At 62.4% G+C, this 21,548-nt stretch carries 19 protein-coding genes and 1 pseudogene; 9 read left to right on the top strand and 11 right to left on the bottom strand.

Annotated elements, in window-relative coordinates; genetic code table 11:
• The first annotated feature begins 248 nt into the window (after positions 1–248).
• The 5 genes from lon to cmoB all read left to right on the top strand — a co-directional run bounded on the left by lon (position 249) and on the right by cmoB (position 5,668).
• Positions 249–2,669, top strand: a complete 2,421-nt coding sequence (gene lon, locus M1B34_RS28635) for an endopeptidase La (protein ID WP_268266891.1) — start codon at positions 249–251, stop codon at positions 2,667–2,669.
• Positions 2,670–2,835: 166 nt separating this feature from the next.
• A complete protein-coding gene (locus M1B34_RS28630) occupies positions 2,836–3,228 on the top strand; it encodes a protease inhibitor I42 family protein (RefSeq protein ID WP_268266890.1) in 393 nt (130 codons plus the stop codon).
• Position 3,229: 1 nt separating this feature from the next.
• Positions 3,230–3,865 carry a lysoplasmalogenase gene (locus M1B34_RS28625; RefSeq protein WP_268266889.1) on the top strand — a complete coding sequence of 212 codons (636 nt, stop codon included), beginning with the start codon at positions 3,230–3,232 and terminating at the stop codon, positions 3,863–3,865.
• Positions 3,866–3,932: 67 nt separating this feature from the next.
• Complete coding sequence (gene cmoA, locus M1B34_RS28620) at positions 3,933–4,715, top strand: carboxy-S-adenosyl-L-methionine synthase CmoA (protein WP_185039078.1); 783 nt, start codon at positions 3,933–3,935, stop codon at positions 4,713–4,715.
• Positions 4,712–5,668, top strand: coding sequence for a tRNA 5-methoxyuridine(34)/uridine 5-oxyacetic acid(34) synthase CmoB (cmoB, locus tag M1B34_RS28615; protein ID WP_123328740.1), 957 nt, complete (start codon positions 4,712–4,714; stop codon positions 5,666–5,668). The genes cmoA and cmoB overlap by 4 nt, the downstream gene beginning before the upstream one ends.
• 108 nt (positions 5,669–5,776) lie before the next feature.
• Here cmoB and tadA read toward each other — a convergent pair whose 3' ends face one another.
• The 8 genes from tadA to M1B34_RS28575 form a co-directional block, all read right to left on the bottom strand.
• Positions 5,777–6,265, bottom strand: a complete 489-nt coding sequence (gene tadA / locus M1B34_RS28610; protein WP_268266888.1) for a tRNA adenosine(34) deaminase TadA — start codon at positions 6,263–6,265, stop codon at positions 5,777–5,779.
• A complete protein-coding gene (locus M1B34_RS28605) occupies positions 6,265–7,641 on the bottom strand; it encodes a multicopper oxidase family protein (protein WP_123328742.1) in 1,377 nt (458 codons plus the stop codon). The genes tadA and M1B34_RS28605 overlap by 1 nt, the downstream gene beginning before the upstream one ends.
• A gap of 132 nt (positions 7,642–7,773) precedes the next feature.
• Positions 7,774–8,295 carry a helix-turn-helix transcriptional regulator gene (locus M1B34_RS28600; RefSeq protein ID WP_268266887.1) on the bottom strand — a complete coding sequence of 174 codons (522 nt, stop codon included), beginning with the start codon at positions 8,293–8,295 and terminating at the stop codon, positions 7,774–7,776.
• 2 nt (positions 8,296–8,297) lie between these two features.
• A complete protein-coding gene (locus M1B34_RS28595; RefSeq protein WP_268266886.1) occupies positions 8,298–8,579 on the bottom strand; it encodes a hypothetical protein in 282 nt (93 codons plus the stop codon).
• 288 nt (positions 8,580–8,867) lie between these two features.
• Positions 8,868–10,445 (bottom strand): glutamine-hydrolyzing GMP synthase, encoded by a 1,578-nt coding sequence (guaA, locus tag M1B34_RS28590; RefSeq protein ID WP_123328745.1) that lies wholly within the window; start codon positions 10,443–10,445, stop codon positions 8,868–8,870.
• A 129-nt stretch (positions 10,446–10,574) separates the two neighbouring features.
• Positions 10,575–12,044 carry an IMP dehydrogenase gene (guaB, locus tag M1B34_RS28585; RefSeq protein ID WP_123328746.1) on the bottom strand — a complete coding sequence of 490 codons (1,470 nt, stop codon included), beginning with the start codon at positions 12,042–12,044 and terminating at the stop codon, positions 10,575–10,577.
• Positions 12,045–12,249: 205 nt separating this feature from the next.
• Positions 12,250–12,798: a sugar ABC transporter ATPase gene (locus M1B34_RS28580; RefSeq protein ID WP_123328747.1), complete on the bottom strand. Its 549-nt coding sequence runs from the start codon at positions 12,796–12,798 to the stop codon at positions 12,250–12,252.
• Between the two features lie 132 nt (positions 12,799–12,930).
• The gene (locus M1B34_RS28575) at positions 12,931–13,698 is read right to left on the bottom strand and encodes a sulfite exporter TauE/SafE family protein (RefSeq protein WP_123328748.1); all 768 of its coding nucleotides are present in this window, start codon (positions 13,696–13,698) and stop codon (positions 12,931–12,933) included.
• Between the two features lie 101 nt (positions 13,699–13,799).
• On the opposite strand from M1B34_RS28575, the gene M1B34_RS28570 reads away from it, so the two are divergent.
• The 4 genes from M1B34_RS28570 to leuA all read left to right on the top strand — a co-directional run bounded on the left by M1B34_RS28570 (position 13,800) and on the right by leuA (position 19,002).
• Positions 13,800–14,702: a LysR family transcriptional regulator gene (locus tag M1B34_RS28570; RefSeq protein ID WP_268266885.1), complete on the top strand. Its 903-nt coding sequence runs from the start codon at positions 13,800–13,802 to the stop codon at positions 14,700–14,702.
• 60 nt (positions 14,703–14,762) lie between these two features.
• On the top strand, positions 14,763–16,142 hold the full coding sequence (gene xseA / locus M1B34_RS28565; protein WP_268266884.1) for an exodeoxyribonuclease VII large subunit: 1,380 nt from the start codon (positions 14,763–14,765) through the stop codon (positions 16,140–16,142).
• Positions 16,143–16,145: 3 nt separating this feature from the next.
• Positions 16,146–16,967: a peptidoglycan DD-metalloendopeptidase family protein gene (locus M1B34_RS28560; protein ID WP_268266883.1), complete on the top strand. Its 822-nt coding sequence runs from the start codon at positions 16,146–16,148 to the stop codon at positions 16,965–16,967.
• Positions 16,968–17,322: 355 nt separating this feature from the next.
• Positions 17,323–19,002 (top strand): 2-isopropylmalate synthase, encoded by a 1,680-nt coding sequence (gene leuA / locus M1B34_RS28555; RefSeq protein WP_123328752.1) that lies wholly within the window; start codon positions 17,323–17,325, stop codon positions 19,000–19,002.
• 96 nt (positions 19,003–19,098) lie between these two features.
• Here leuA and M1B34_RS28550 read toward each other — a convergent pair whose 3' ends face one another.
• The 3 genes and pseudogenes from M1B34_RS28550 to M1B34_RS28540 all read right to left on the bottom strand — a co-directional run bounded on the left by M1B34_RS28550 (position 19,099) and on the right by M1B34_RS28540 (position 21,503).
• Positions 19,099–19,509 (bottom strand): hypothetical protein, encoded by a 411-nt coding sequence (locus M1B34_RS28550; protein WP_268266882.1) that lies wholly within the window; start codon positions 19,507–19,509, stop codon positions 19,099–19,101.
• Between the two features lie 67 nt (positions 19,510–19,576).
• A pseudogene (locus M1B34_RS28545) lies at positions 19,577–20,367 on the bottom strand (amidohydrolase).
• Positions 20,355–21,503, bottom strand: a complete 1,149-nt coding sequence (locus tag M1B34_RS28540; protein WP_268261793.1) for a pyridoxal phosphate-dependent aminotransferase — start codon at positions 21,501–21,503, stop codon at positions 20,355–20,357. Before M1B34_RS28540 ends, M1B34_RS28545 begins: the two are co-directional and overlap by 13 nt.
• Positions 21,504–21,548: the final 45 nt, after the last annotated feature.

Here is a 21,548-nt window from a genome sequence, read left to right as displayed (position 1 = left end):
GATGGCCAGCCTTGGCATGAGTACCCACCGCGAGGGACGCAGCTGTGCAGCATGATGCCGCAAGCAAGGCATTTTGCCATCACCGCATCCGCACAAGGGGCAGACCGTTCGTCCGACAAAAACTGATACAAACGGTCAACTTCTGTAAAGCTTTCGGCCGCAATCAGAAAAGCTGAAGTCCGCGCCGCCATTGAAACCACTCGCCGGGTGCCCCATCTAAGTGGCATACCCCATTGCGCAGGTGCCCCATGAGCGACCAGCAAACCTTCCCCGAAGACCTCAGCGACTACGCAGACCCGGAAAACGCCGAATCCCAGACCTCTTCCCACACCGGCCTGGCCCTGCCCGGGCAGAATCTTCCGGACAAGGTCTACATCATCCCGATCCACAATCGGCCGTTCTTCCCGGCGCAGGTGCTGCCGGTCATCGTCAACGAAGAACCCTGGGCCGAAACCCTGGAGCTGGTGAGCAAGTCCGAACACCATTCCCTGGCCCTGTTCTTCATGGACACGCCGCCCGAAGACCCACGGCATTTCGACACCTCGGCCCTGCCGCTGTACGGCACCTTGGTCAAGGTGCACCACGCCAGCCGCGAGAACGGCAAGCTGCAGTTCGTCGCCCAGGGCCTGACCCGGGTGCGCATCCGTACCTGGCTCAAGCACCATCGCCCGCCGTACCTGGTGGAAGTCGAATACCCCCACCAGCCGACCGAGCCCACCGACGAGGTGAAGGCTTACGGCATGGCGCTGATCAACGCGATCAAAGAGCTGTTGCCGCTCAACCCGCTGTACAGCGAAGAGCTGAAAAACTACCTCAATCGCTTTAGCCCCAACGATCCTTCGCCGCTCACTGACTTCGCCGCCGCGCTGACCTCGGCCACCGGCAACGAATTGCAGGAAGTGCTCGACTGCGTGCCGATGCTCAAGCGCATGGAGAAAGTCCTGCCGATGCTGCGCAAAGAGGTGGAAGTCGCGCGCCTGCAGAAAGAAATTTCTGCGGAAGTGAACCGCAAGATCGGCGAACACCAGCGCGAGTTCTTCCTCAAGGAACAGCTCAAGGTGATCCAGCAAGAGCTGGGGCTGACCAAGGACGACCGCAGTGCCGACCTCGAACAATTCGAGCAGCGCCTGCAAGGTAAGGTCCTGCCGCCCCAGGCGCAGAAGCGCGTCGAAGAGGAAATGAACAAGCTGTCGATCCTCGAGACCGGCTCGCCGGAATACGCGGTGACCCGCAACTACCTGGAGTGGGCCACCGCGGTGCCATGGGGCGTGTATGGCGAGGACAAGCTCGACCTCAAGGTCGCACGCAAGGTCCTGGACCAGCACCACGCTGGGCTTGACGACATCAAGAGTCGGATTCTCGAATTCCTCGCGGTGGGTGCCTACAAGGGCGAGATCAGCGGCTCCATCGTGCTGCTGGTGGGGCCGCCGGGGGTGGGCAAGACCAGTGTCGGCAAATCCATTGCCGAATCCCTGGGCCGGCCGTTCTATCGGTTCAGCGTCGGCGGCATGCGCGACGAAGCCGAGATCAAGGGCCACCGTCGCACCTACATCGGGGCCCAGCCGGGCAAGCTGGTGCAGGCGCTCAAAGACGTGGAAGTGATGAACCCGGTGATCATGCTCGACGAGATCGACAAGATGGGCCAAAGCTTCCAGGGCGACCCGGCGTCGGCGCTCCTGGAAACCCTGGACCCGGAACAGAACGTGGATTTCCTCGACCACTACCTGGACCTGCGCCTGGACCTGTCCAAAGTGCTTTTCGTGTGCACCGCCAACACCCTGGACTCGATTCCCGGGCCGTTGCTCGACCGCATGGAAGTGATTCGCTTGTCGGGCTACATCACCGAAGAAAAAATCGCCATCGCCAAACGCCACCTGTGGCCCAAGCAATTGGAAAAAGCCGGGGTGGACAAGAGCAGCCTGAGCATCAGCGACAGCGCCCTGCGCGCGGTCATCGACGGTTACGCCCGGGAAGCCGGGGTGCGCCAACTGGAGAAGCAACTGGGCAAACTGGTGCGCAAGGCGGTGGTCAAGCTGCTGGACACCCCGGACGCGAAAATCAAGCTCGGCCCCAAGGACCTGGAGGCGTCCCTGGGCATGCCGGTGTTCCGCAACGAGCAGGTTCTCAGCGGCACCGGTGTCATCACCGGCCTGGCCTGGACCAGCATGGGCGGCGCCACCTTGCCCATCGAGGCGACGCGGATTCACACCCTCAACCGCGGCTTCAAGCTCACCGGCCAACTGGGTGATGTGATGAAGGAGTCGGCGGAGATCGCCTACAGCTACGTCAGCTCGCACCTCAAGCAGTTCGGCGGCGACGGTAAGTTCTTCGACGAGGCCTTCGTCCACCTGCATGTGCCCGAAGGCGCCACGCCCAAGGACGGCCCGAGTGCCGGGGTGACCATGGCCAGCGCGTTGCTGTCCCTGGCACGTAACCAGGCGCCGAAAAAAGGCGTGGCCATGACCGGCGAACTGACCCTGACCGGGCACGTACTGCCGATTGGCGGGGTGCGGGAGAAAGTGATCGCGGCGCGCCGACAGAAGATCCATGAGCTGATTCTGCCGGAGCCCAACCGCGGGCACTTCGAAGAACTGCCGGACTACCTGAAAGAAGGCATCACCGTGCACTTCGCCAAGCGCTTTGCGGACGTGGCCAAAGTGCTGTTCTGACCCCTGCGCCGGCTCCTGCGGGCGACAACCCGCAGTAGCCGGCTAGGCGGCCTTTCGCCGGCCGGCGAATACACCTCACGTCTCAGCCCCTTTCCACTGGCCCACACTGCGCAGCATCTTCAGTTATGCTCGCCGTTCGTCATGAATGATCGGAGCCCGCCGCCCCATGCCCCCCATCCGCCTGCTCGCCCTTCTCGGCGTGGCCTTGCTCAGCGCCTGCGCCAGCCAGCCCAAACAAAACGTCACCCTGGATGACCAGGACGACTGCCCACTGCCACTCAAGAGCGGCCAGAACCTGATCCTCACCTTGCCTAGCAATCCGACCACGGGTTACCGCTGGGCCATCCAGGACTCGGCAGGCGGCGTGCTGCGGCAAATCAGCCCCGAGGTCTACAGCAACCCGGAAGACAGCGGCCTGGTGGGCAGCGCCGGGCAATCGACCTGGCGCTTTCAAGCCTTCACCCAGGGCAACGGGCGCCTGCGCCTGACCTCTCAACAACCCTGGGCCCCGGAAGTGCCACCCGTCGAGGTCTTCGACTGCTCGATCACGGTCAACTGATATGGGCTGGCTGATTCTCGCGCTGATGGGCGCAGCCACCTTTCTCTACGGCGTCAGCGTGCACGCAACCCTGCTTTGCCTGTTGGTCAAACCCTTGCCGGTATTGGCGCTGTTGGGCTGGTTGCACGATGCCCCGGTCAGCGATTACCGGCGCTGGATCACCCTGGGGCTGTTGTTCTCACTGCTCGGCGATGTCTTGCTGGCCTGGCCCACGGACCTGTTCGTGTTTGGCCTCGGGGCCTTCCTCGTCGCCCATCTGGCGTACCTGAAAGCCTACTTGAGCGACTGCCGGCGCCTGGCGCTGCTGCCGCTGCTGGTGGCCCTGGTGATTGGCGCGGGGCTGCTGAGCCTCCTCATCTCCCACGGCCTGGGCCCGTTGCTGGTTCCGGTCATCGTCTACGCCCTGGCCATCAGCGCCATGCTCTGGCGCGCCCTGGCACGCCTCGGTACACAGGTGCCGAAGCGCTCGGCAGTGCTGGCGGCAGTGGGTGCCCTGAGCTTCGCCTTCTCCGACAGCCTGATCGGCATCAGCCGCTTCGTGACCGGCTTCGATGCCGCGCCGTACCTGATCATTGTTTTCTACTGGCTGGGCCAGTGGGGCATTGCCGCGTCAGCGTTCAGCCAGAAGCCGCGCTAAACCTTGTGTCGCACTCAAGGTCCCGAAGGCCCTTCGGGCCTTATCGCAGCCAGCGGCAGCGGCTACAATGCCGCCCCTTATTTTTATCGCCATCGCCGGAACCGCCGTGAGCAAAGAACCCGATCGCCTTTTCGCCCAGCCCCTGGCCCAGGTGCCCGACTTCGCCTTTAACGAGGATGTGGTGCGGGTGTTCCCGGACATGATTAAGCGCTCGGTGCCGGGTTACCCGACCATTGTCGAAAACCTTGGCGTGCTCGCCGCCCAGTTCGCCCAGCCGAACAGCGTGCTCTACGACCTGGGCTCGTCCCTGGGTGCGGTCACCCAGGCCCTGCGCCGCCATGTGCGCACCGACGGTTGCCGGGTGATCGCAGTGGATAACTCGGCGGCCATGGTCGAGCGTTGCCGGGAATACCTCAACGGCCAGGACTCAATGTTCCAGGAGCTGTTGCCGGTGCAGGTGATTGAGGGCGACATCCTCGCCCTGGAGTTCCAGCCGGCCTCGGTGGTGGCGCTGAACTTCACCTTGCAGTTCATTGCGCCGGAACAGCGCACCGCCCTGCTTGCACGTATTCGACAGTCGTTGCTGCCCGGTGGGGCGTTGATTCTCTCGGAGAAACTGCGCTTCAACGATAGCGAGGAGCATGCGCTGCTCACCGACCTGCACATCGCCTTCAAACGCGCCAACGGCTACAGCGAGCTGGAAATTGCCCAGAAGCGCAGCGCCATCGAAAACGTCATGAAGCCCGACAGCCTCGAAGAACACCGCGAGCGCCTGCTGGCTGCCGGTTTCTCGAAAGTCGTGCCGTGGTTCCAGTGTCTTAACTTTGCCTCGTTGATTGCCTTGCCATGATTGATCTGTCCCCCCTCGCCCGCCGCCTGGCCGGCACCCCCCTCGCCGAGTGGGCCGCCAGCCTGCAGGGCCAGCTCGACGCCAAGATGGAGAAGGGTCACGGTGATCTGGAGCGCTGGCAGAGCGCCCTGGATGCCTTGCCGAAGATCCAGCCCAGCCAGGTCGACCTGCTGCACGGCCTGACCCTGGACACCGAGTGCGACGACGCCACCCGGGCGCAGATGCACAGCGCGCTGATGGGCCTCTCGCCTTGGCGCAAAGGCCCGTTCGACCTGTTCGGCGTGCACGTGGACACCGAATGGCGCTCGGACTGGAAATGGTCACGGGTGGCCCCGCACCTGGATTTGAACGGCAAGCGCATCCTCGATGTGGGTTGCGGCAATGGCTACTACATGTGGCGCATGCTCGGCGCTGGCGCCCACAGCGTGATCGGCGTGGACCCCAACTGGCTGTTCTTCTGCCAGTTCCAAGCGGTGCAGCGTTACCTGTCAGAGCCGTCGGTGTGGCACCTGCCCTTCCCCTTCGAAGACCTGCCAGCCAACCTGGAAGGCTTCGACACGGTGTTTTCCATGGGCGTGTTCTACCACCGTCGCTCGCCTATCGAGCACTTGCTGGCCCTCAAGGACTGCCTGGTCAAGGGTGGCGAGTTGGTGCTGGAAACCCTGGTGATCGAAGGCGATCAGCATCAGGTGCTGGTGCCTGAAGACCGCTATGCGCAGATGCGCAATGTGTGGTTCCTGCCCTCGGTGCCGGCCCTAGAGTTGTGGCTGCGGCGCGCAGGCTTCAGCGACGTGCGCTGCGTGGATGTGAGCGTGACCAGCGTCGAGGAACAGCGCGGCACCGAGTGGATGAAGTACCAGTCCCTCAGCGACTTTCTGGACCCCAACGATCACAGCAAGACCATCGAGGGCCTGCCGGCGCCGATGCGCGCAGTGATTGTTGCAAAAAAATAGATCCCGCCTTCTTGTAGGAGTTGGCTTGCCAGCGAAAACGCCCGTATGAGCGGTGCAAGGCTCTAGGGCCTTTTCGCCGGCAAGCCGGCTCCTACGTGGCTGGTAAGCTCAGCGCGCTCGACGGGCTTTGAAGAATTCGCTCAGCACCGTGCCGCACTCTTCGGCCAGCACGCCGCCTTCGAACAGCACCCGGTGGTTGAGAAAACCCTGGGTGAAAAACTGCCCCTGGCTCTGCACGATCCCCGCCTTGGGCTCCAAGGCGCCATACACCACGCGGGCAATGCGCGAATGCACGATCAGGCCGGCGCACATGCTGCAGGGCTCGAGGGTCACGTACAGGGTGCTGCCGGGCAGGCGATAGTTGTTCAACGCCTGGGCTGCCGCCCGAATCGCCACCATCTCCGCATGAGCGCTGGGGTCGCTGCCGCTGATGGGGCAGTTGTAGCCGCGGCCGATGACCTGGCCATCCTGCACCAGCACCGCTCCCACCGGGACCTCGCCCAAGGCAGCGCCCTGGGCCGCCAGCGTCAGGGCTTCGCGCATAAAGTCCTGGTCACGGCTGCGGTCGATGATCGGCGACGGGCGAATCTGCCGCATCAGGCCACCTCGATGGCGGCCATCAGGCCGGTTTCCATATGGTCGATCACGTGGCAGTGGAACATCCACACGCCAGGGTTATCCGCCACCAGCGCCACCCGGGCTCGCTCGTTCTTGCCCAGCAGGTAGGTGTCGGTGAAATAAGGGGTGATCTTCTTGCGGTTGGAGGCGATGACCTTGAAGCTCATGCCGTGCAAGTGGATCGGGTGCTGATACTGGGTCATGTTCTTCAATTCGAAAATGTAGCTATTGCCCTTCTTCAAGGTCGCAATCGGCCGGTCGGCACAGGTCTTATCGGTGATGTCCCAGGCCTTGCCATTGATCTGCCACAGGCTCGGCGGCTTGCCATTATCCACGTTCACCGAGACCGAGCCCACCCACTCGAAATTGAAGTTGAGCTTTTCGGCATTCTCCAGGTCCGGCTCGGCAATCGGGTTGGCCGGCAACGCCGGAGGCCAGGCGCCCGGCGCGTCGCTGTTGGCCACCGAACGGAAAGTGCCCAGGCGCACTGGACCATTGCGCAGCGACAACTCCTCGCCGGCAGGCGGTGCCTTGATCGCCAGGCAGATGCGCATGCCCGGGCCCAACCAGTACTCCTTGCCCAGGGGGCGCGGTTCGATAGGGTTGCCGTCCAAGGCGTAGATCTGCGCCTCGACGCCAGGAATATTGATGCGGTAGGTCAGGGTGTTGTCGAGGTTGAGCAAACGTACCCGGGTGATCTGCCCGGCCGGCAGATCGACCACCGCCTGGGGCACACCGTTGATGGTCGACAAACGGCCGGCGGTGCCACCCCGGGCGGCTTCCCGGGGGATGCTGAAGGGTACGAAAGCGCCCTCTTCATCCACGTGCCAGCTTTTCAGGCTCAGGGTGCGTTCGTGTTGAAAGCCCGTGGGCTCGCGCTCTTCGATAATCAGCGGGCCCACCAGGCCACGGCCCAGCTCTTCGCTGCTGCTCACATGGGGGTGATACCAGTAGCTACCGGCGTCCGGCACACGGAACTTGTAATCGAAGTATTCCCCCGGCAGCACCGGCAACTGGGACACGTAAGGCACGCCATCCATTTCCAGCGGCAGGCGGATGCCGTGCCAGTGAATGGTGGTGGCCACCGGCAGGTGGTTGATGAAACGCACCCGCAGCCACTCGCCTTGGCGTACCCGCAGTTCGGTGCCCGGCGCCGATGGGCCGAACGCCCAGGCCGGGGTCTTGTGCCCGGCCACCAACTCCACGTCCAGGGGCGCGGCAATCAACTCGTAGTCGTGCCCCGCCTCGGCGTCGGCGCGCTTGCCCAGCCAGTACCGCGACGCGCCGCCAGCCCCCACGCCAACCACCACAAGACCGGCCAGACCACCGAGTATTTGTCGACGAGTAAAGGACATGGACTCAACTACCTCACGTATCCGCGGCGGACCCAGGCCCGCAAAAGGCGAATACGATACACCCGCAGTTGAGAAACAGTAAGGGCGGCGCGGCAAGCGGCCGCACCGTCCCACTCCGGGATCAGCACCGGGTCAATCCAGCAACACCATCAGCTCCGCACTCAAGGGCCCGGTCCGCCGCAACTCTTTGGCGGTGTTCACCTGCTGAGCGATGCGCGCCACTTCGATCACCGGGTGCTGCAGGGTGTAACCGCCCTTGCTGTCCAGCCAGGTGAGGACCTCCGCCAGGTGCCACAGCGAAACCTGGCCTTCGTGGATCGCCAGGGGAAAGCGGCCGCCATGGCTGAGCATCAGCTTGCGCATGTTCTGCCGTGACACACCGACGATATCGGCAATGTCACTGAGCCCGACAACATCTGGGCCGGCTTCCACCAGCCGCGCCTCGGGAATGATCTGCTTGATATCACCCAGGGCACTGAGCATCGCGGCCTCAGCGCTGTCGGCCTCGCGGCAGAACTCCAGGGCCAGACGACCCGCCAACCCGCTCCCCACCAAGGCATCGGTGCAACCGCCAGCGCCCAGGCGCTCGACCAACGGACCCGGGTCACAGTCGTCGGCGGGCAACAGGTAGTTAAGGGTAAACAGGTATTCCATGGTCAAAACTCCCGACCAGGCGTCGGGACCCTGCCGCCCCGCACCTGATTCAACGTGCAGCTATCAATCACCCGGCACAACGCCCGCGCATGGGACGCGGGGTTCGTCGGCGTACGCCACACACTGGTGATACAGAACTCTCCGCAGCCACAGACCTCACTGTTGTAGGGGCAGTAGAGCCTGCCCCACCCATGGCCGCCGCCGACCTCAATTCGCCATCCCTGCCACTCGGCGTAACGCAGGGCCATTTCGATGTCTTGCTGGGGATGCCTTGCACGAGCCATCCGTGGCCTCCAGTCTCATCAGCCAGAATATGTTGTCAGCTGACAACCGTACAAAAAGCGAACAATCCCGCTCAGCGGCTACACCGCACAGGTTTCAGTCGGAGGGGACATCTGAAGACTACACAGAGGGCGCTACGAAGGCCCGGGGCAACCCTTTCCTGATATTGCCAAAAGCCGGGACAAGGGGATTTCTACAGGTCCAGAAACACAAATGGCGATCGACACCCGAAGGTCTCGATCGCCATGGTTCAAGCGGGAGGGATCGCTAAGCGATCTCTCGGGGCCCGATCATTCCCACTCAATGGTCGCCGGTGGCTTGCTCGACACGTCATAAGTCACGCGGGAGATGCCTTCGATTTCATTGATGATGCGGCCGCTGACGGTTTCCAGCAGCTCGTAAGGCAGGTGCGCCCAACGGGCGGTCATGAAGTCGATGGTTTCTACCGCACGCAGGGCCACGACCCACGCGTAACGACGGCCATCACCGACCACGCCCACGGATTTTACCGGCTGGAACACCACGAACGCCTGGCTGACCTTGTGGTACCAGTCGGCCTTACGCAGTTCTTCGATGAAGATGTGGTCGGCGCGACGCAGCAGGTCGGCGTATTCCTTCTTCACTTCACCGAGGATCCGCACGCCTAGGCCCGGGCCCGGGAATGGGTGGCGGTAGACCATGTCGTACGGCAGGCCCAGTTCCAGACCCAGACGACGGACTTCGTCCTTGAACAGCTCACGCAGCGGCTCAACCAGCTTGAGGTTCATTTCCTCAGGCAGGCCACCGACGTTGTGGTGGGACTTGATCACGTGGGCCTTGCCGCTCTTGGCGCCGGCCGACTCGATCACGTCGGGGTAGATGGTGCCTTGGGCGAGGTACTTGATGTTCTCCAGTTTGTTGGACTGGGCATCGAAGACGTCGATGAAGGTACGACCGATGATCTTGCGCTTCTTCTCCGGGTCGGACTCGCCGGCCAGGTTGTTCAAGAACTGATCTTCAGCGTTGGCGCGGATCACCTTGACGCCCATGTTCTCGGCGAACATGGCCATCACTTGCTCGCCTTCGTGCAAGCGCAGCAGGCCGTTGTCGACGAAGACGCAGGTCAGCTGGTCGCCGATGGCCTTGTGCAGCAGGGCCGCAACCACGGAGGAGTCCACGCCGCCGGACAGGCCCAGCAGGACGTTGTCGGTGCCGACCTGGGCGCGCACCTGGGCGATGGCGTCTTCAGCGATTTTCGATGGAGTCCACAGGGCTTCACACTCGCAGATGTCGAGAATGAAGCGCGACAGGATGCGACCGCCTTGCTTGGTGTGGGTCACTTCCGGGTGGAACTGCACGCCGTAGTAACGACGCTCGTCGCTGAACATGCCAGCGATCGGGCAGCTCGGGGTGCTGGCCAGGATGTGGAAGTCTTCCGGCATCTTGGTGACTTTGTCACCGTGGCTCATCCACACGTCGAGGCCGAACAGGCCGTCGGCGTCAACGTGGTCTTCGATGCCGTCCAGCAGGCGGCTCTTGCCGACCACATCCACACGGGCATAACCGAATTCACGCAGTTCGGAACCTTCGACCTTGCCGCCCAGTTGCTCGGCCATGGTCTGCATGCCGTAGCAGATACCGAAGACCGGGACGCCCAGGTCAAAGACGGCTTGCGGGCAGCGCGGGCTGTTGGCTTCGTGCACAGACTCGGGACCGCCGGCGAGGATCACACCTTTGGGGGCGAATTCGCGAATCGCGTCCTCGTCCATGTCGAACGGATGCAGTTCGCAGTACACACCGATTTCACGCACGCGGCGGGCAATCAATTGGGTGTATTGCGAACCGAAGTCGAGGATCAGGATGCGGTGAGCGTGAATATCGAGGGCCATGGGAGGAACTCTTTAAAAGCAGTTGCAAGCTTCGAGCTGCAAGCTGCAAGTAATAGGGGGACTGCGCGGTAACTGCGTGGAGGCAGTTACCGCTTGCAGCTTATAACTTGTGGCTTTTAGCTGTCGGCGTTAGCCGACCCGATAATTCGGCGCTTCTTTGGTGATCTGCACGTCGTGCACGTGGGACTCAGCCATGCCTGCACCGGTGATCCGCACGAATTCAGGCTTGGTGCGCATTTCTTCGATATCGGCGCTGCCGGTGTAACCCATCGAGGAACGCAGGCCACCCATCAGTTGATGGATGATGGCGGTCAGGCTGCCCTTGTAAGGAACACGGCCTTCGATACCTTCCGGCACCAGCTTCTCGGCACCCGCGGAGGAGTCCTGGAAGTAGCGGTCGGAAGAACCTTGCGCCTGGGACATGGCGCCCAGCGAGCCCATGCCACGGTAAGCCTTGTAGGAACGGCCCTGGAACAGTTCGATCTCGCCTGGCGCCTCTTCGGTACCGGCGAACATCGAGCCCATCATCACGCAGGAAGCACCCGCCACGATGGCCTTGGACAGGTCACCGGAGAAGCGGATACCGCCGTCGGCGATCAGTGGCACGCCAGTGCCTTCCAGCGCAGCAGCCACATTGGCGATCGCGCTGATTTGCGGAACACCGACGCCAGCCACGATACGGGTGGTGCAGATCGAGCCAGGGCCGATACCGACCTTGACCGCGTCAGCGCCGGCTTCAGCCAGGGCCTTGGCCGCAGCGCCGGTGGCGATGTTGCCGCCGATGACCTGCACTTCAGGGAAGTTCTGCTTGACCCAACGTACGCGGTCGATCACGCCTTTGGAGTGACCGTGAGCGGTGTCGACCACCACCACGTCAACACCAGCAGCCACCAGGGCGGCAACACGGTCGCCCGTGTCTTTGCCGGTGCCAACGGCCGCGCCCACTCGCAGACGACCTTGGTCGTCCTTGCTGGCCAGCGGGTAAGCCTTGGCTTTCTCGATGTCGTTGACGGTCATCATGCCTTTCAAGGTGAAGGCAGCGTCGACGATCAGCACACGCTCGATACGGTGTTTGTGCAGCAGCTCACGCACGTCTTTCTTGTCAGCGCCTTCGTTGACAGTGACCAGGCGCTCTTTAGGCGTCATCACTTCACGAACGGTGGCTTCCAGACGGTTCTCGAAACGCACGTCACGGGAAGTGACGATGCCGACCAGGTCGCCATCGTGCAGCACCGGAACGCCGGAGATGTTGTGCTGGCGGGTCAGTTCGAACAGATCACGTACGGTGGCGTCGGCCTCGATGGTAATCGGGTCCTTGACCACGCCGGCTTCGAAGCGCTTGACCTTGCGCACTTCGGCAGCCTGCTGCTCGATAGTCATGTTCTTGTGGATGATGCCGATGCCGCCTTCCTGAGCCATGGCAATGGCCAGACGGGCTTCAGTGACGGTGTCCATGGCGGCAGAAACCAGTGGAATATTCAGCTCAATGCCACGGGTCAAACGGGTCTTCAGACTGACTTCGTTAGGAAGCACCTCGGAATAACCGGGTACTAAGAGAATGTCGTCAAAGGTGAGGGCTTCTTGGCTGATACGCAGCATCGCGGGGGCTCCCGGGCGGGAAAATGGAAGCGCGCCATTATACTGAGACAGCCCCTCGGGCTCAATGTAAAACTCTGTCTAATATCGCTGGAGTGATAGATGGGGATCTCGCCCCTGACTGCTGGGGCGGGCTTGCCAGCGAAATGGGGCCCCACAGTGTTCACACAGCGGTTTTCACCGACAACTCGGCCCCGCCGAGAAAGCCCTAGAGCTCGACCTTCACCCAACTCACCGGCAAGTCCAGCCAGTCGGCGAATTCGTCGATAAAGCTCTGCTTGAAGCCCGCCTCTGCCCAGTTGTTGAAGATGAACCCCAGGTTGGAAAAGCCGCACTCCTGAAGAAACAGAAAGCCGTTGATGTCATCTTCATGCCCGCACTCGGGGCAGGTGAAGTTGTCGGTGCGCCCGGGCATCCACTCCTCCAGGCTCTCGAACAGCGCCTCGCCGACCTCCTGTCGACACTCGGCGCAACCGGCCTCTTCGAGAAAGCCCTTGGCCGGGGTATAGATGCAGCGCTTGGTGATGATCTCCAGGCCATTGATTGGCTCGCCAAAAGGCAATGCCTCCGGGTGCAGCACCACCGCGCGGGCGCCAGGGGCAATGGCATGGCCCATGCGATTGCCGGTGCGGCCGCAAGTGCTGAGGTTTTCTTCGATGATGTTCTTGCGCACCAGCCAACGCACAATGGCCCGGGCTCGGGGCTCATGCACCGGCAAGGTGGAAATTTTCGGGACAAGGATGCTTTGGGAGTTCATGGATAAGCCTGGAACGTGCTGAAACAGAGCAAACGCTTTCGCCGAAAAGCCGGCCCCTATCGTCAATTGTAGGAGCCGGCTTGCCGGCGAACGGATTCAAAGGCCCGCAGCTTAATCCCTGAACCCCGCAGGTCAAGTGCTCAGGTAGCGCCCGATCAAGGCAACGCCACTGGCCAGCACCAACCAGGTCACCAAGCGGACAAAAGCCTCCCGAGACAGCTTCATGGTCACGCGCCGGCCTATCCACAACCCCAAGGCCATGGCCGGCAGCAAACAGCCCGCCAGCACCAATAAAGGCAACTCGGCATAGACCCCGGCGATCAGGAACAGGCTCAAGCGCACCAAGGTGCTGCAACTGATCAGCGCGCTCTGGGTAGCCCGCGCCGGCTCCTTGGGCAGACGGCTGTTGAGGTAAATGGCATATAAAAAGCCGCCGCTGCCAAACAAGGCCCCAAACAGCCCGCCCACCACGCCCATGGGCACCGCCCAGCCCGCCGCCAACTGCGTGGGCCGAGCCTTTACCCAAAGGCTGTAGACGGCATAGGCGCTGATAAACAGCCCCATCAACAGCAGCAAGAGGTCGGACTTGAGGTTGAGCAGGAAGATCACGCCCAAGGTGCAGCCCACGGCCATGCACGGCAACAAGCGCAGCAACTCGGCCCTGGCCACGTCCTTGCGCGACGGCAGCAGGTTGCCAAAGGCCGCGACAAAATCCAGCAACACCAACAGCGGCACGATTTTCGACAGCGGCATAAACAGAATCAGGACCGGCCCCGCCACCAACGCGGTGCCAAAACCGGCGATGCCGAACACGATGTACGCCAGGACGATGCCGACGCCAATCGCCAGCCAGGCCTGGGGCCCGAAGGCCCATTGCTGCAACAACTCGATAACACCCATGTGCGCCACATCCTCAGCCGGTATCGAATGACTTTAGCCAGCCGCGAACCTTGCGACTAATATCGTCGTAGTCGCCAACCCATCGCAAAAAGGCATGACTCGTGATCTCAACTCGCCAACTGCGCTACTTCGTGGAAATTGCCGAATGCGGCAGTTTCAGCGTCGCCGCTGAGCGGCTGTTCGTCGCCCAGTCGGCCCTGAGCCGGCAGATCAAAGAGCTGGAAAACCAGTTGCAAACGCCGCTGTTCGAACGCACCTCGCGCCTGCCACGGCTGACCGCCGCGGGCGAAGCCTTCTTCCCCAAGGCGCGCAACCTGCTGACCGAATTGCACCAGGCCAGTGAGCTGGCGACCCAGGTGGGCCTGGGCCGGCGCGGTACCTTGCGTCTGAGCCACTCCAGCACTGTGCCCATGAGCGGCCGCCTGCTGAGTGGCATCAGTGCCTACCTGGAACACTGTCCCGACGTGTCGATGGACATGCTCAAGCTGTCCTCGGAAGCGCAGTTGGAAGAACTGGCCGAAGGTCGGCTGGATATCGGCCTGCTGCGCCTGCCCGTGCTGCGGCAGCGGGACGGGGTGCAGATTGTGCCGTTGTTCACCGAACCCTTGCTGCTGGCGGTGCCACCAGAACATCCCTTGGCGCAGCATCCGCCCGGCCAGGGGGTGAACCTGGCGGACCTCGAACATGAAGCCTTTATTTCCATCCCACACCCCCAACGGGGTGGCTTGAGTTACCTGTCCGCCGAACTGTGCATGCGCCAGGGCTTCTTTCCCAAGGCCGCGCGGGTGGTGTCGCGCAAGACCACACAATTGCAACTGATCCAGGCCGGCTTCGGCATCGCCCTGCTGCCGGAGTCGATGCGCGATATCGCACCGCTGAATATCCACTTCCTGCCCCTGGCAGACGCCGCCTGCCAAAGCACCGTGGCCCTCGCCTATCGGCAACAACCGACGCCCCTAGTGGCGCAGTTCGTCGAGCATTTTCGCGCCAGTGTCGCGCGATAGCCGCTGGGCCGTTGTTGCATCCATGGAGATTGTCAGGCGAATGCCATTAAACTGCGCCACATGATTAAAGATCCCTTTGCAAGACTCGGCCTGGACCGCGAAGTCCTCACTGTCAGCCAACTCAACGGCCGTGCGCGGGTGTTGCTGGAAGACGTGTTCAGCAATATCTGGGTCGAAGGCGAAATCTCCAACCTCGCCCGCCCGGCGTCCGGCCACGTGTATTTCACCCTTAAAGACAGCGGCGCCCAAGTGCGTTGCGCGCTGTTCCGGCAGAACGCGGCGCGGGTCCGCCAGGCCCTCAAGGACGGGTTGGCGGTCAAGGTACGCGGCAAGGTTTCGCTGTTCGAAGGCCGCGGCGACTATCAGCTGATTCTCGATACCGTGGAGCCGGCCGGTGATGGCGCGCTGCGCCTGGCCTTTGATGCGCTGAAGGAAAAGCTCAGCGCCGAGGGCCTGTTCAGCGCCGAGCGCAAGGTGCCGCTGCCGGCCCATCCGCAGCGCATCGGCATTATCAGTTCACCGACCGGCGCGGTGATTCGCGACATCATCAGCGTGTTCCGCCGTCGTGCGCCGCAGGTGGCACTGACCTTGATCCCTACCGCCGTTCAAGGCCGCGAGGCGACCGCACAGATCGTCCGCGCCCTGAAGCTGGCCGATGCCCGAGGCTTCGACGCCCTGATCCTGGCCCGCGGCGGCGGCTCCCTGGAAGACCTTTGGTGCTTCAACGAAGAAGCCGTGGCCCGGGCCGTGGATGCCTGCGTCACGCCCATCGTCAGCGCGGTCGGCCACGAAACCGATGTGTCCATCAGCGACTTCGTGGCTGACGTTCGGGCGCCTACGCCTTCGGCAGCGGCCGAACTCTTGGCACCGGATTCCAGCGACCTGCAACGCCGGGTTGAGAGCCTTGAGCGCCGCCTGATGATGCGCATTCGTGATCGCCTGATGCGCGACCGCCTGCGCCTGGAAGGCCTGGCCCGGCGCCTGCGCCATCCCGGTGAGCGCCTGCGCCAGCAAGCCCAGCGCCTGGACGACCTGGACATGCGAATGCGCCGAGCCTTCGAGCGCAGCCTCAATACCCGCCGCGAACGCCTGATCCGCCTGGAAACCCGACTCGCCGGCCAACACCCGGGGCGCCAACTGGCGCTGTTGCGTCAACGCCTGGAAAGCCTCGCCGAACGCCTGCCCCGGGCCATGGGCGAAGGCCTGAAATCCCGGCGCCTGCAACTGCAAAGCCAGGTGCAGACCCTGCACGTGGTCAGCCCTCTGGCGACCCTGGGCCGTGGCTACAGCATCCTTTTGGACGAACGCGGCCACGCCATTCGCAATGCCGAGCAAACCCGCCCGGGCCAACGCCTCAAGGCACGGCTCGGCGAAGGCGAACTGCAGGTGCGGGTCGAAGACAACCACCTGACGCCTGTCACCCTCTCTTTACTGGATTGATCCATGCCGCGTTTTCTTTGCTCCCTGTTGCTGCTGTGCCTGACCTTCACGGCCCATGCCGACAGCTACATCACCCGCCTGCTGAACAAGCCGGTGCCCGGTGGCGTCGCCGTAGTCAGCCTGGGGGCCGCCACCCAGGCGCCCAAGGCCACCTATGACGGCAAGCCGGTGCTGGTGGTCAAGGAACAGGACAACTGGCTGGCGATTGTCGGCATCCCCCTGACAGTCAAGCCGGGCGACCAGCAGATCAGCGCCGGCGGCCGCTCGCTGAGCTTCATCGTGGGCAGCAAGAAGTACCCGGAGCAGCGGATCACCCTGAAGAACCAGCGCCAGGTCAATCCCAACCCCGCCGACCTGAAACGCATCGACGGCGAACTGGCCGAACAAATCCGTGCCTACCGCAGTTTCAGCCCCAACACCCCGAGCAACCTGTTGCTGGACAAGCCGGTGAACGGCCCCCTGTCGAGCAAGTTCGGCGTGCGGCGCTTTTTCAACGGTGAGGAGCGCAACCCTCACGCCGGCCTGGACTTCGCCGTGCCGGCAGGCACCCCGATCAAGACGCCAGCCGCCGGCAAGGTGATCCTGACCGGCAACTACTTCTTCAATGGCAACACCGTGTTCGTCGATCATGGCCAGGGCTTTATCAGCATGTTCTGCCACATGTCGAAAATTGACGTGAAGGTCGGCCAGCAACTGACCCGCGGCGCCGTGGTCGGCAAAGTCGGCTCCACCGGTCGCGCCACCGGGCCTCATATGCACTGGAACGTCAGCCTGAATGATGCACGGGTCGATCCGGCGATCTTTATCGGGGCGTTTCAGCCCTGATCCAGAGGCCTGGCCGCTGGCAAGCCGCCCCCACAGGGATTGCGCAGGTGCGAATGACTGCGCAATCTTTGACATTCCATTGAAGAATACCCAGCATAAAATCTCGATATAGCGTCTATTTCGAGTATTCCTCTCAATTTTTTTCCACTGCTTGCCATCTTCCACCCCAGTGGTTAGGGTTGACGCCATGAAAACCTCTCACACCCTCATTCAACGCCGTCAACACCGAAGCCTCTGCCTCGTCAGCGCACGACTGCCAGGCTGAATCGCGGTGCCTCATCCCCCTGCGTCAACACTTCACTCTTGACCCACCGGCAGGCCGCCTCTTTTCGGCCCGGACAATAAGGATTTCCCCATGAGCATGCTCAAAGACCCGTCTTCGAAGTACCGTGCGTTTGCGACCATCAACTTGCCTGACCGCACCTGGCCATCGAAGACCATCACCACCGCGCCGATCTGGTGCAGCTCCGACTTGCGTGATGGCAACCAATCGCTGATCGAGCCGATGGATGCGGTGAAGAAGCTGCGCTTCTGGAAAACCCTGGTCGCCGTGGGCGTGAAAGAAATCGAGGCCTCCTTCCCGGCCGCCTCGCAAACCGATTTCGACTTCGTGCGCACCCTGATCGAAGACGGCCACATCCCGGACGACACCACCATCCAGGTGCTGACCCAGGCCCGTGAAGACTTGATCGCCCGCACCTTCGAATCCCTGCGCGGGGCGAAGAAAGCCATCGTTCACCTGTACAACGCCACCAGCCCATCGTTCCGCCGCATTGTCTTCAACCAGGACAAGGAAGGCGTCAAAGAAATCGCGGTGAATGCTGCCAAGCTGTTCGTCAAATACGCTGCCCAGCAGCCGGAAACCCAGTGGCAGTTCGAGTACTCGCCAGAAACCTTCAGCGCCACCGAACTGGAGTTCGCCAAGGAAGTCTGCGATGCGGTGATCGAAGTCTGGAACCCGACGCCAAGCAACAAGGTGATTCTCAACCTGCCAGCCACCGTGGAAGTCGCCACGCCGAACATCTATGCCGACCAGATCGAATGGTTCGGTCGCCATATCACCCGTCGTGACAGCGTGCTCATCAGCCTGCACACCCACAACGACCGTGGCACCGGCGTAGCCGCCACCGAGTTGGGCCTGATGGCCGGCGCCGACCGTGTCGAAGGCTGCCTGTTCGGCAACGGCGAACGCACCGGTAACGTCGACCTGGTCACCGTGGCCTTGAATCTCTACACCCAGGGCATCAACCCGGAACTGGATTTCTCCGACATCGACGGCGTGCGCAAAGTCGTGGAAGAGTGCAACCAGATTGCAGTGCACCCACGTCACCCTTATGTCGGCGACCTGGTGCACACCGCGTTCTCCGGCTCCCACCAGGACGCAATCCGCAAGGGCTTCGCCCAGCAGAAATCCGATGCCCTGTGGGAAGTGCCGTACTTGCCGATCGACCCAGCAGACATCGGCCGCAGCTACGAGGCCGTGATCCGCGTCAACAGCCAGTCCGGCAAGGGCGGCATCGCCTACCTGCTGGAGCAGGAATACGGCATCAGCTTGCCGCGTCGCATGCAGATCGAATTCAGCCAAGTGGTGCAGCGTGAAACCGACCGCCTGGGCCTGGAAATGACCGCCCAGCAGATCCATGCCTTGCTTCACAGCGAGTACTTGCAGGCCAACACCCCGTACGCGCTGGTCAGCCACCGCTTGCAGGAAGAGAACGGCCACAGCGCAGTAGAAGTGGAAGTCTCGGGCAAGGGCCAGGGCGAAACCAACCTGCACTGGCGCGGTAAAGGCAACGGTGCCCTGGAAGCCCTGGTAGCCGGCCTGCCGATTCCGGTGGAGATCATGGACTACAACGAGCACGCCATCGGCGCTGGCACCAACGCCAAGGCTGCGGCCTACATCGAACTGCGAGTGAACGGTGAACGTGCCGTGCACGGCGTGGGTATCGATGAAAACATCACCACCGCCAGCTTCAAGGCCCTGTTCAGCGCCCTGAACCGCTCCCTGAGCCAGTTGGACGCCAAAGCGGCCTGATCCACGCCGCCCACTAAAAAGGCCCCGAGGTGCAAACCTCGGGGCCTTTTTTATTAGCCTGAATCACTGACCGGAGCCCGGTGAGCGATGGATGCCTCAAGCGTGGGTATCGACACCGGACGTGGCCTGGACCAAGGCCGCCTGCAGGGTTTGCAGGGTGGCGTTGGTGCCCATGATCTGGGTCTGCAGATTCATCACCTGCTGGGCTTTTTGTTCTGCACTGGCCTGCCCGCGCTGGGCGCTAGCCAATTGTGCCCGCTGCTCAGTCAGCCGTTTCTGTGTTTCTTCGATCTGCTTTTTCAACTGTTCCACAGGGTCGCTGGCCGCTTGGGCTACAGCAGCATCGGTGCTGGCGCTGCTGACGTTGATCTTCAACGAACCGTCTTTCTCAGTCTCGCCTTGCTCAGACACGCCAGCGACGGGACTTTTTTCTTCCTCACCACGAATTTTGGTGCTCGAGGATGGGACCAGATACGGGTTGAAGGTTGTCGCGTTGATACCGGTCATTAAGGCGTCCTCCTAGGGTTTTCCCTATATCGGCGAGCAACCCGCAAACTTGATCAGGCAGAACCGCCTAGGTGAAATGAAACGTATCGGCGTCCAGGTTCGCGGGGAACCGAGTTCGATACGCCGCCAACTCACTGGCACTCAGGCACACCTGGAACACCCCGTCAGCCTCGCCGGCGCTGAGCAGGGTCTCGCCCTGGAAGTCCAACACCTGGCTATCACCGGTGTAGGCAAAGCCTTTGCCATCGGTACCGATCCGGTTCACTGCTGCCACGTAACACAGGTTCTCAATGGCCCGGGCCGGCAACAGGCGGTTCCAGTGCAGGCGACGTGCCCCCGGCCAATTGGCGGTGTACAGCAGCAAGTCGGTGTCCTGGGCATCCCGGCTCCACACAGGAAAGCGCAAGTCGTAGCAAATCAGCGGCCGAATGCGCCAGCCCTTGAGCTCGAACTGCACTTGGCGCTCGCCCGGGGTGTAGTGGTTGTGCTCACCGGCCATGCGAAACAGGTGGCGCTTGTCGTAGTGCCAGACTTCGCCATCAGGCCGCGCCCACAACAAGCGATTGCGGTGGCTGCCATCGGCGGCGTGGATGATCACGCTGCCGGTGATGACCGCATTCAGCCGTTTCGCCTGGACCCGCAGCCACTGGCTGGTGGGGCCGTTTTCCGCCTCGGCCAGGGTTGCCGACTCCATGGAAAAGCCGGTGGTGAACATCTCCGGGAGGATGATCAGGTCGACGCCCCGGGCCTGCTCGAGCAACTGCTCGAAATGCTCGAGGTTGGCCTGGCGATCATGCCAGGCAGGGTGGTCTGGATCAGTGCCAGGTTGAGATCGGGCAGTGCTTTCAGATCGCGCATAGTTTTTCCGCTGCCTGACGCAACGTCTCCTCGCGTTTGGCGAAACACAGACGGACCAGTCGCTGTTGCGGCGCCGGGTTCTGATAGAACACCGACACCGGAATGGTCGCCACGCCATGCTCACGGGTCATCCAGATCGACATTTCGACGTCATTCAAATCCGGGCGGATCTGCGAATAGTCCACCAACTGGAAATAGGTACCGGCCACCCGAGTAAAGCTGAAGCGCGATGGGGCCAGCAGGTCGCAGAACAGGTCACGCTTGGCCTGATAGAACGCCGGCAGCTCCTCCACATGTTCCGGGTGTGCAGACATGTAGTCCGCCAGCGCGTACTGCAACGGCGTGACCCCGCAGAAGCTGACGTATTGATGCACTTTGCGCAGCTCGGCACTCAAGGCCGGCGGCGCCACCACGTAACCGGTCTTCCAGCCGGTAACGTGGTAAGTCTTGCCGAACGAACTGACCACAAAGGCACGGGAGTACAGCTCTTCATGGGCGAGGATGCTGACATGGGGCACACCGTCGAACACCAGGTGCTCATACACCTCGTCGCTGACCAGGTAGATGTCGCGGTCACGGATCAGCGCCGCCAGTTGGTCCAGCTCGGCACGGCTGATCAACGCACCGCTGGGGTTGTGCGGGCTGTTGAGGATGATCATCCGCGTGCGCGGGCTCAAGGCATCGCCCAGGGACTGCCAGTCAATGGCAAAGTCCTCGAGGCCCAGTTGCACATGCACACAGCGACCACCGGCCAGCTCCACCGCCGGCTCATAGCTGTCGTAGCACGGGTCAAAGACAATGACTTCGTCACCGGGTTGGATCACTGCCTGAATGGCGCAGAAGATGGCCTGGGTGGCTCCCGGGGTAATGGTCACTTCCGTGTCGGCATTCACCTGAACCCCGTAGCTGCGAGCGATCTTCGCCGCCACTTGCTGACGTAATGCCGGCAACCCGGTCATGGGCGCGTATTGATTATGGCCACTGGCAATGTGCTGGCCAACCGCATCACGCAGCGCCTGGGGGCCATCAAAATCGGGAAAACCCTGGGACAGGTTGAGCGCGCCGGTTTCCACCGCGAGCTGGGACATTTGCGTGAAGATGGTGGTGCCGACATTCGGCAACTTACTGGTGATCATGAGGGTTCCCTGCTGAACACCCGGCTCTACGGCGGCGCGGGAGCT

The organism is Pseudomonas morbosilactucae, from assembly GCF_023241715.1.
Classification (GTDB): Bacteria; Pseudomonadota; Gammaproteobacteria; order Pseudomonadales; family Pseudomonadaceae; genus Aquipseudomonas; species Aquipseudomonas morbosilactucae.
The sequence above is the reverse complement of the archived record's forward strand: the minus strand, read 5'-3'. Positions and strand labels throughout refer to the sequence as shown.

Excerpts from the sequence above, each read along its gene's own strand:
- lon (WP_268266891.1), top strand. The coding sequence starts at position 249 with ATGAGCGACCAGCAAACCTTCCCCGAAGACCTCAGCGACTACGCAGAC.
- M1B34_RS28630 (WP_268266890.1), top strand. The coding sequence starts at position 2,836 with ATGCCCCCCATCCGCCTGCTCGCCCTTCTCGGCGTGGCCTTGCTCAGC.
- M1B34_RS28625 (WP_268266889.1), top strand. The coding sequence starts at position 3,230 with ATGGGCTGGCTGATTCTCGCGCTGATGGGCGCAGCCACCTTTCTCTAC.
- cmoA (WP_185039078.1), top strand. The coding sequence starts at position 3,933 with ATGCCGCCCCTTATTTTTATCGCCATCGCCGGAACCGCCGTGAGCAAA.
- cmoB (WP_123328740.1), top strand. The coding sequence starts at position 4,712 with ATGATTGATCTGTCCCCCCTCGCCCGCCGCCTGGCCGGCACCCCCCTC.
- tadA (WP_268266888.1), bottom strand. The coding sequence starts at position 6,265 with ATGCGGCAGATTCGCCCGTCGCCGATCATCGACCGCAGCCGTGACCAG.
- M1B34_RS28605 (WP_123328742.1), bottom strand. The coding sequence starts at position 7,641 with ATGTCCTTTACTCGTCGACAAATACTCGGTGGTCTGGCCGGTCTTGTG.
- M1B34_RS28600 (WP_268266887.1), bottom strand. The coding sequence starts at position 8,295 with ATGGAATACCTGTTTACCCTTAACTACCTGTTGCCCGCCGACGACTGT.
- M1B34_RS28595 (WP_268266886.1), bottom strand. The coding sequence starts at position 8,579 with ATGGCTCGTGCAAGGCATCCCCAGCAAGACATCGAAATGGCCCTGCGT.
- guaA (WP_123328745.1), bottom strand. The coding sequence starts at position 10,445 with ATGGCCCTCGATATTCACGCTCACCGCATCCTGATCCTCGACTTCGGT.
- guaB (WP_123328746.1), bottom strand. The coding sequence starts at position 12,044 with ATGCTGCGTATCAGCCAAGAAGCCCTCACCTTTGACGACATTCTCTTA.
- M1B34_RS28580 (WP_123328747.1), bottom strand. The coding sequence starts at position 12,798 with ATGAACTCCCAAAGCATCCTTGTCCCGAAAATTTCCACCTTGCCGGTG.
- M1B34_RS28575 (WP_123328748.1), bottom strand. The coding sequence starts at position 13,698 with ATGGGTGTTATCGAGTTGTTGCAGCAATGGGCCTTCGGGCCCCAGGCC.
- xseA (WP_268266884.1), top strand. The coding sequence starts at position 14,763 with ATGATTAAAGATCCCTTTGCAAGACTCGGCCTGGACCGCGAAGTCCTC.
- M1B34_RS28560 (WP_268266883.1), top strand. The coding sequence starts at position 16,146 with ATGCCGCGTTTTCTTTGCTCCCTGTTGCTGCTGTGCCTGACCTTCACG.
- leuA (WP_123328752.1), top strand. The coding sequence starts at position 17,323 with ATGAGCATGCTCAAAGACCCGTCTTCGAAGTACCGTGCGTTTGCGACC.
- M1B34_RS28550 (WP_268266882.1), bottom strand. The coding sequence starts at position 19,509 with ATGACCGGTATCAACGCGACAACCTTCAACCCGTATCTGGTCCCATCC.
- M1B34_RS28540 (WP_268261793.1), bottom strand. The coding sequence starts at position 21,503 with ATGATCACCAGTAAGTTGCCGAATGTCGGCACCACCATCTTCACGCAA.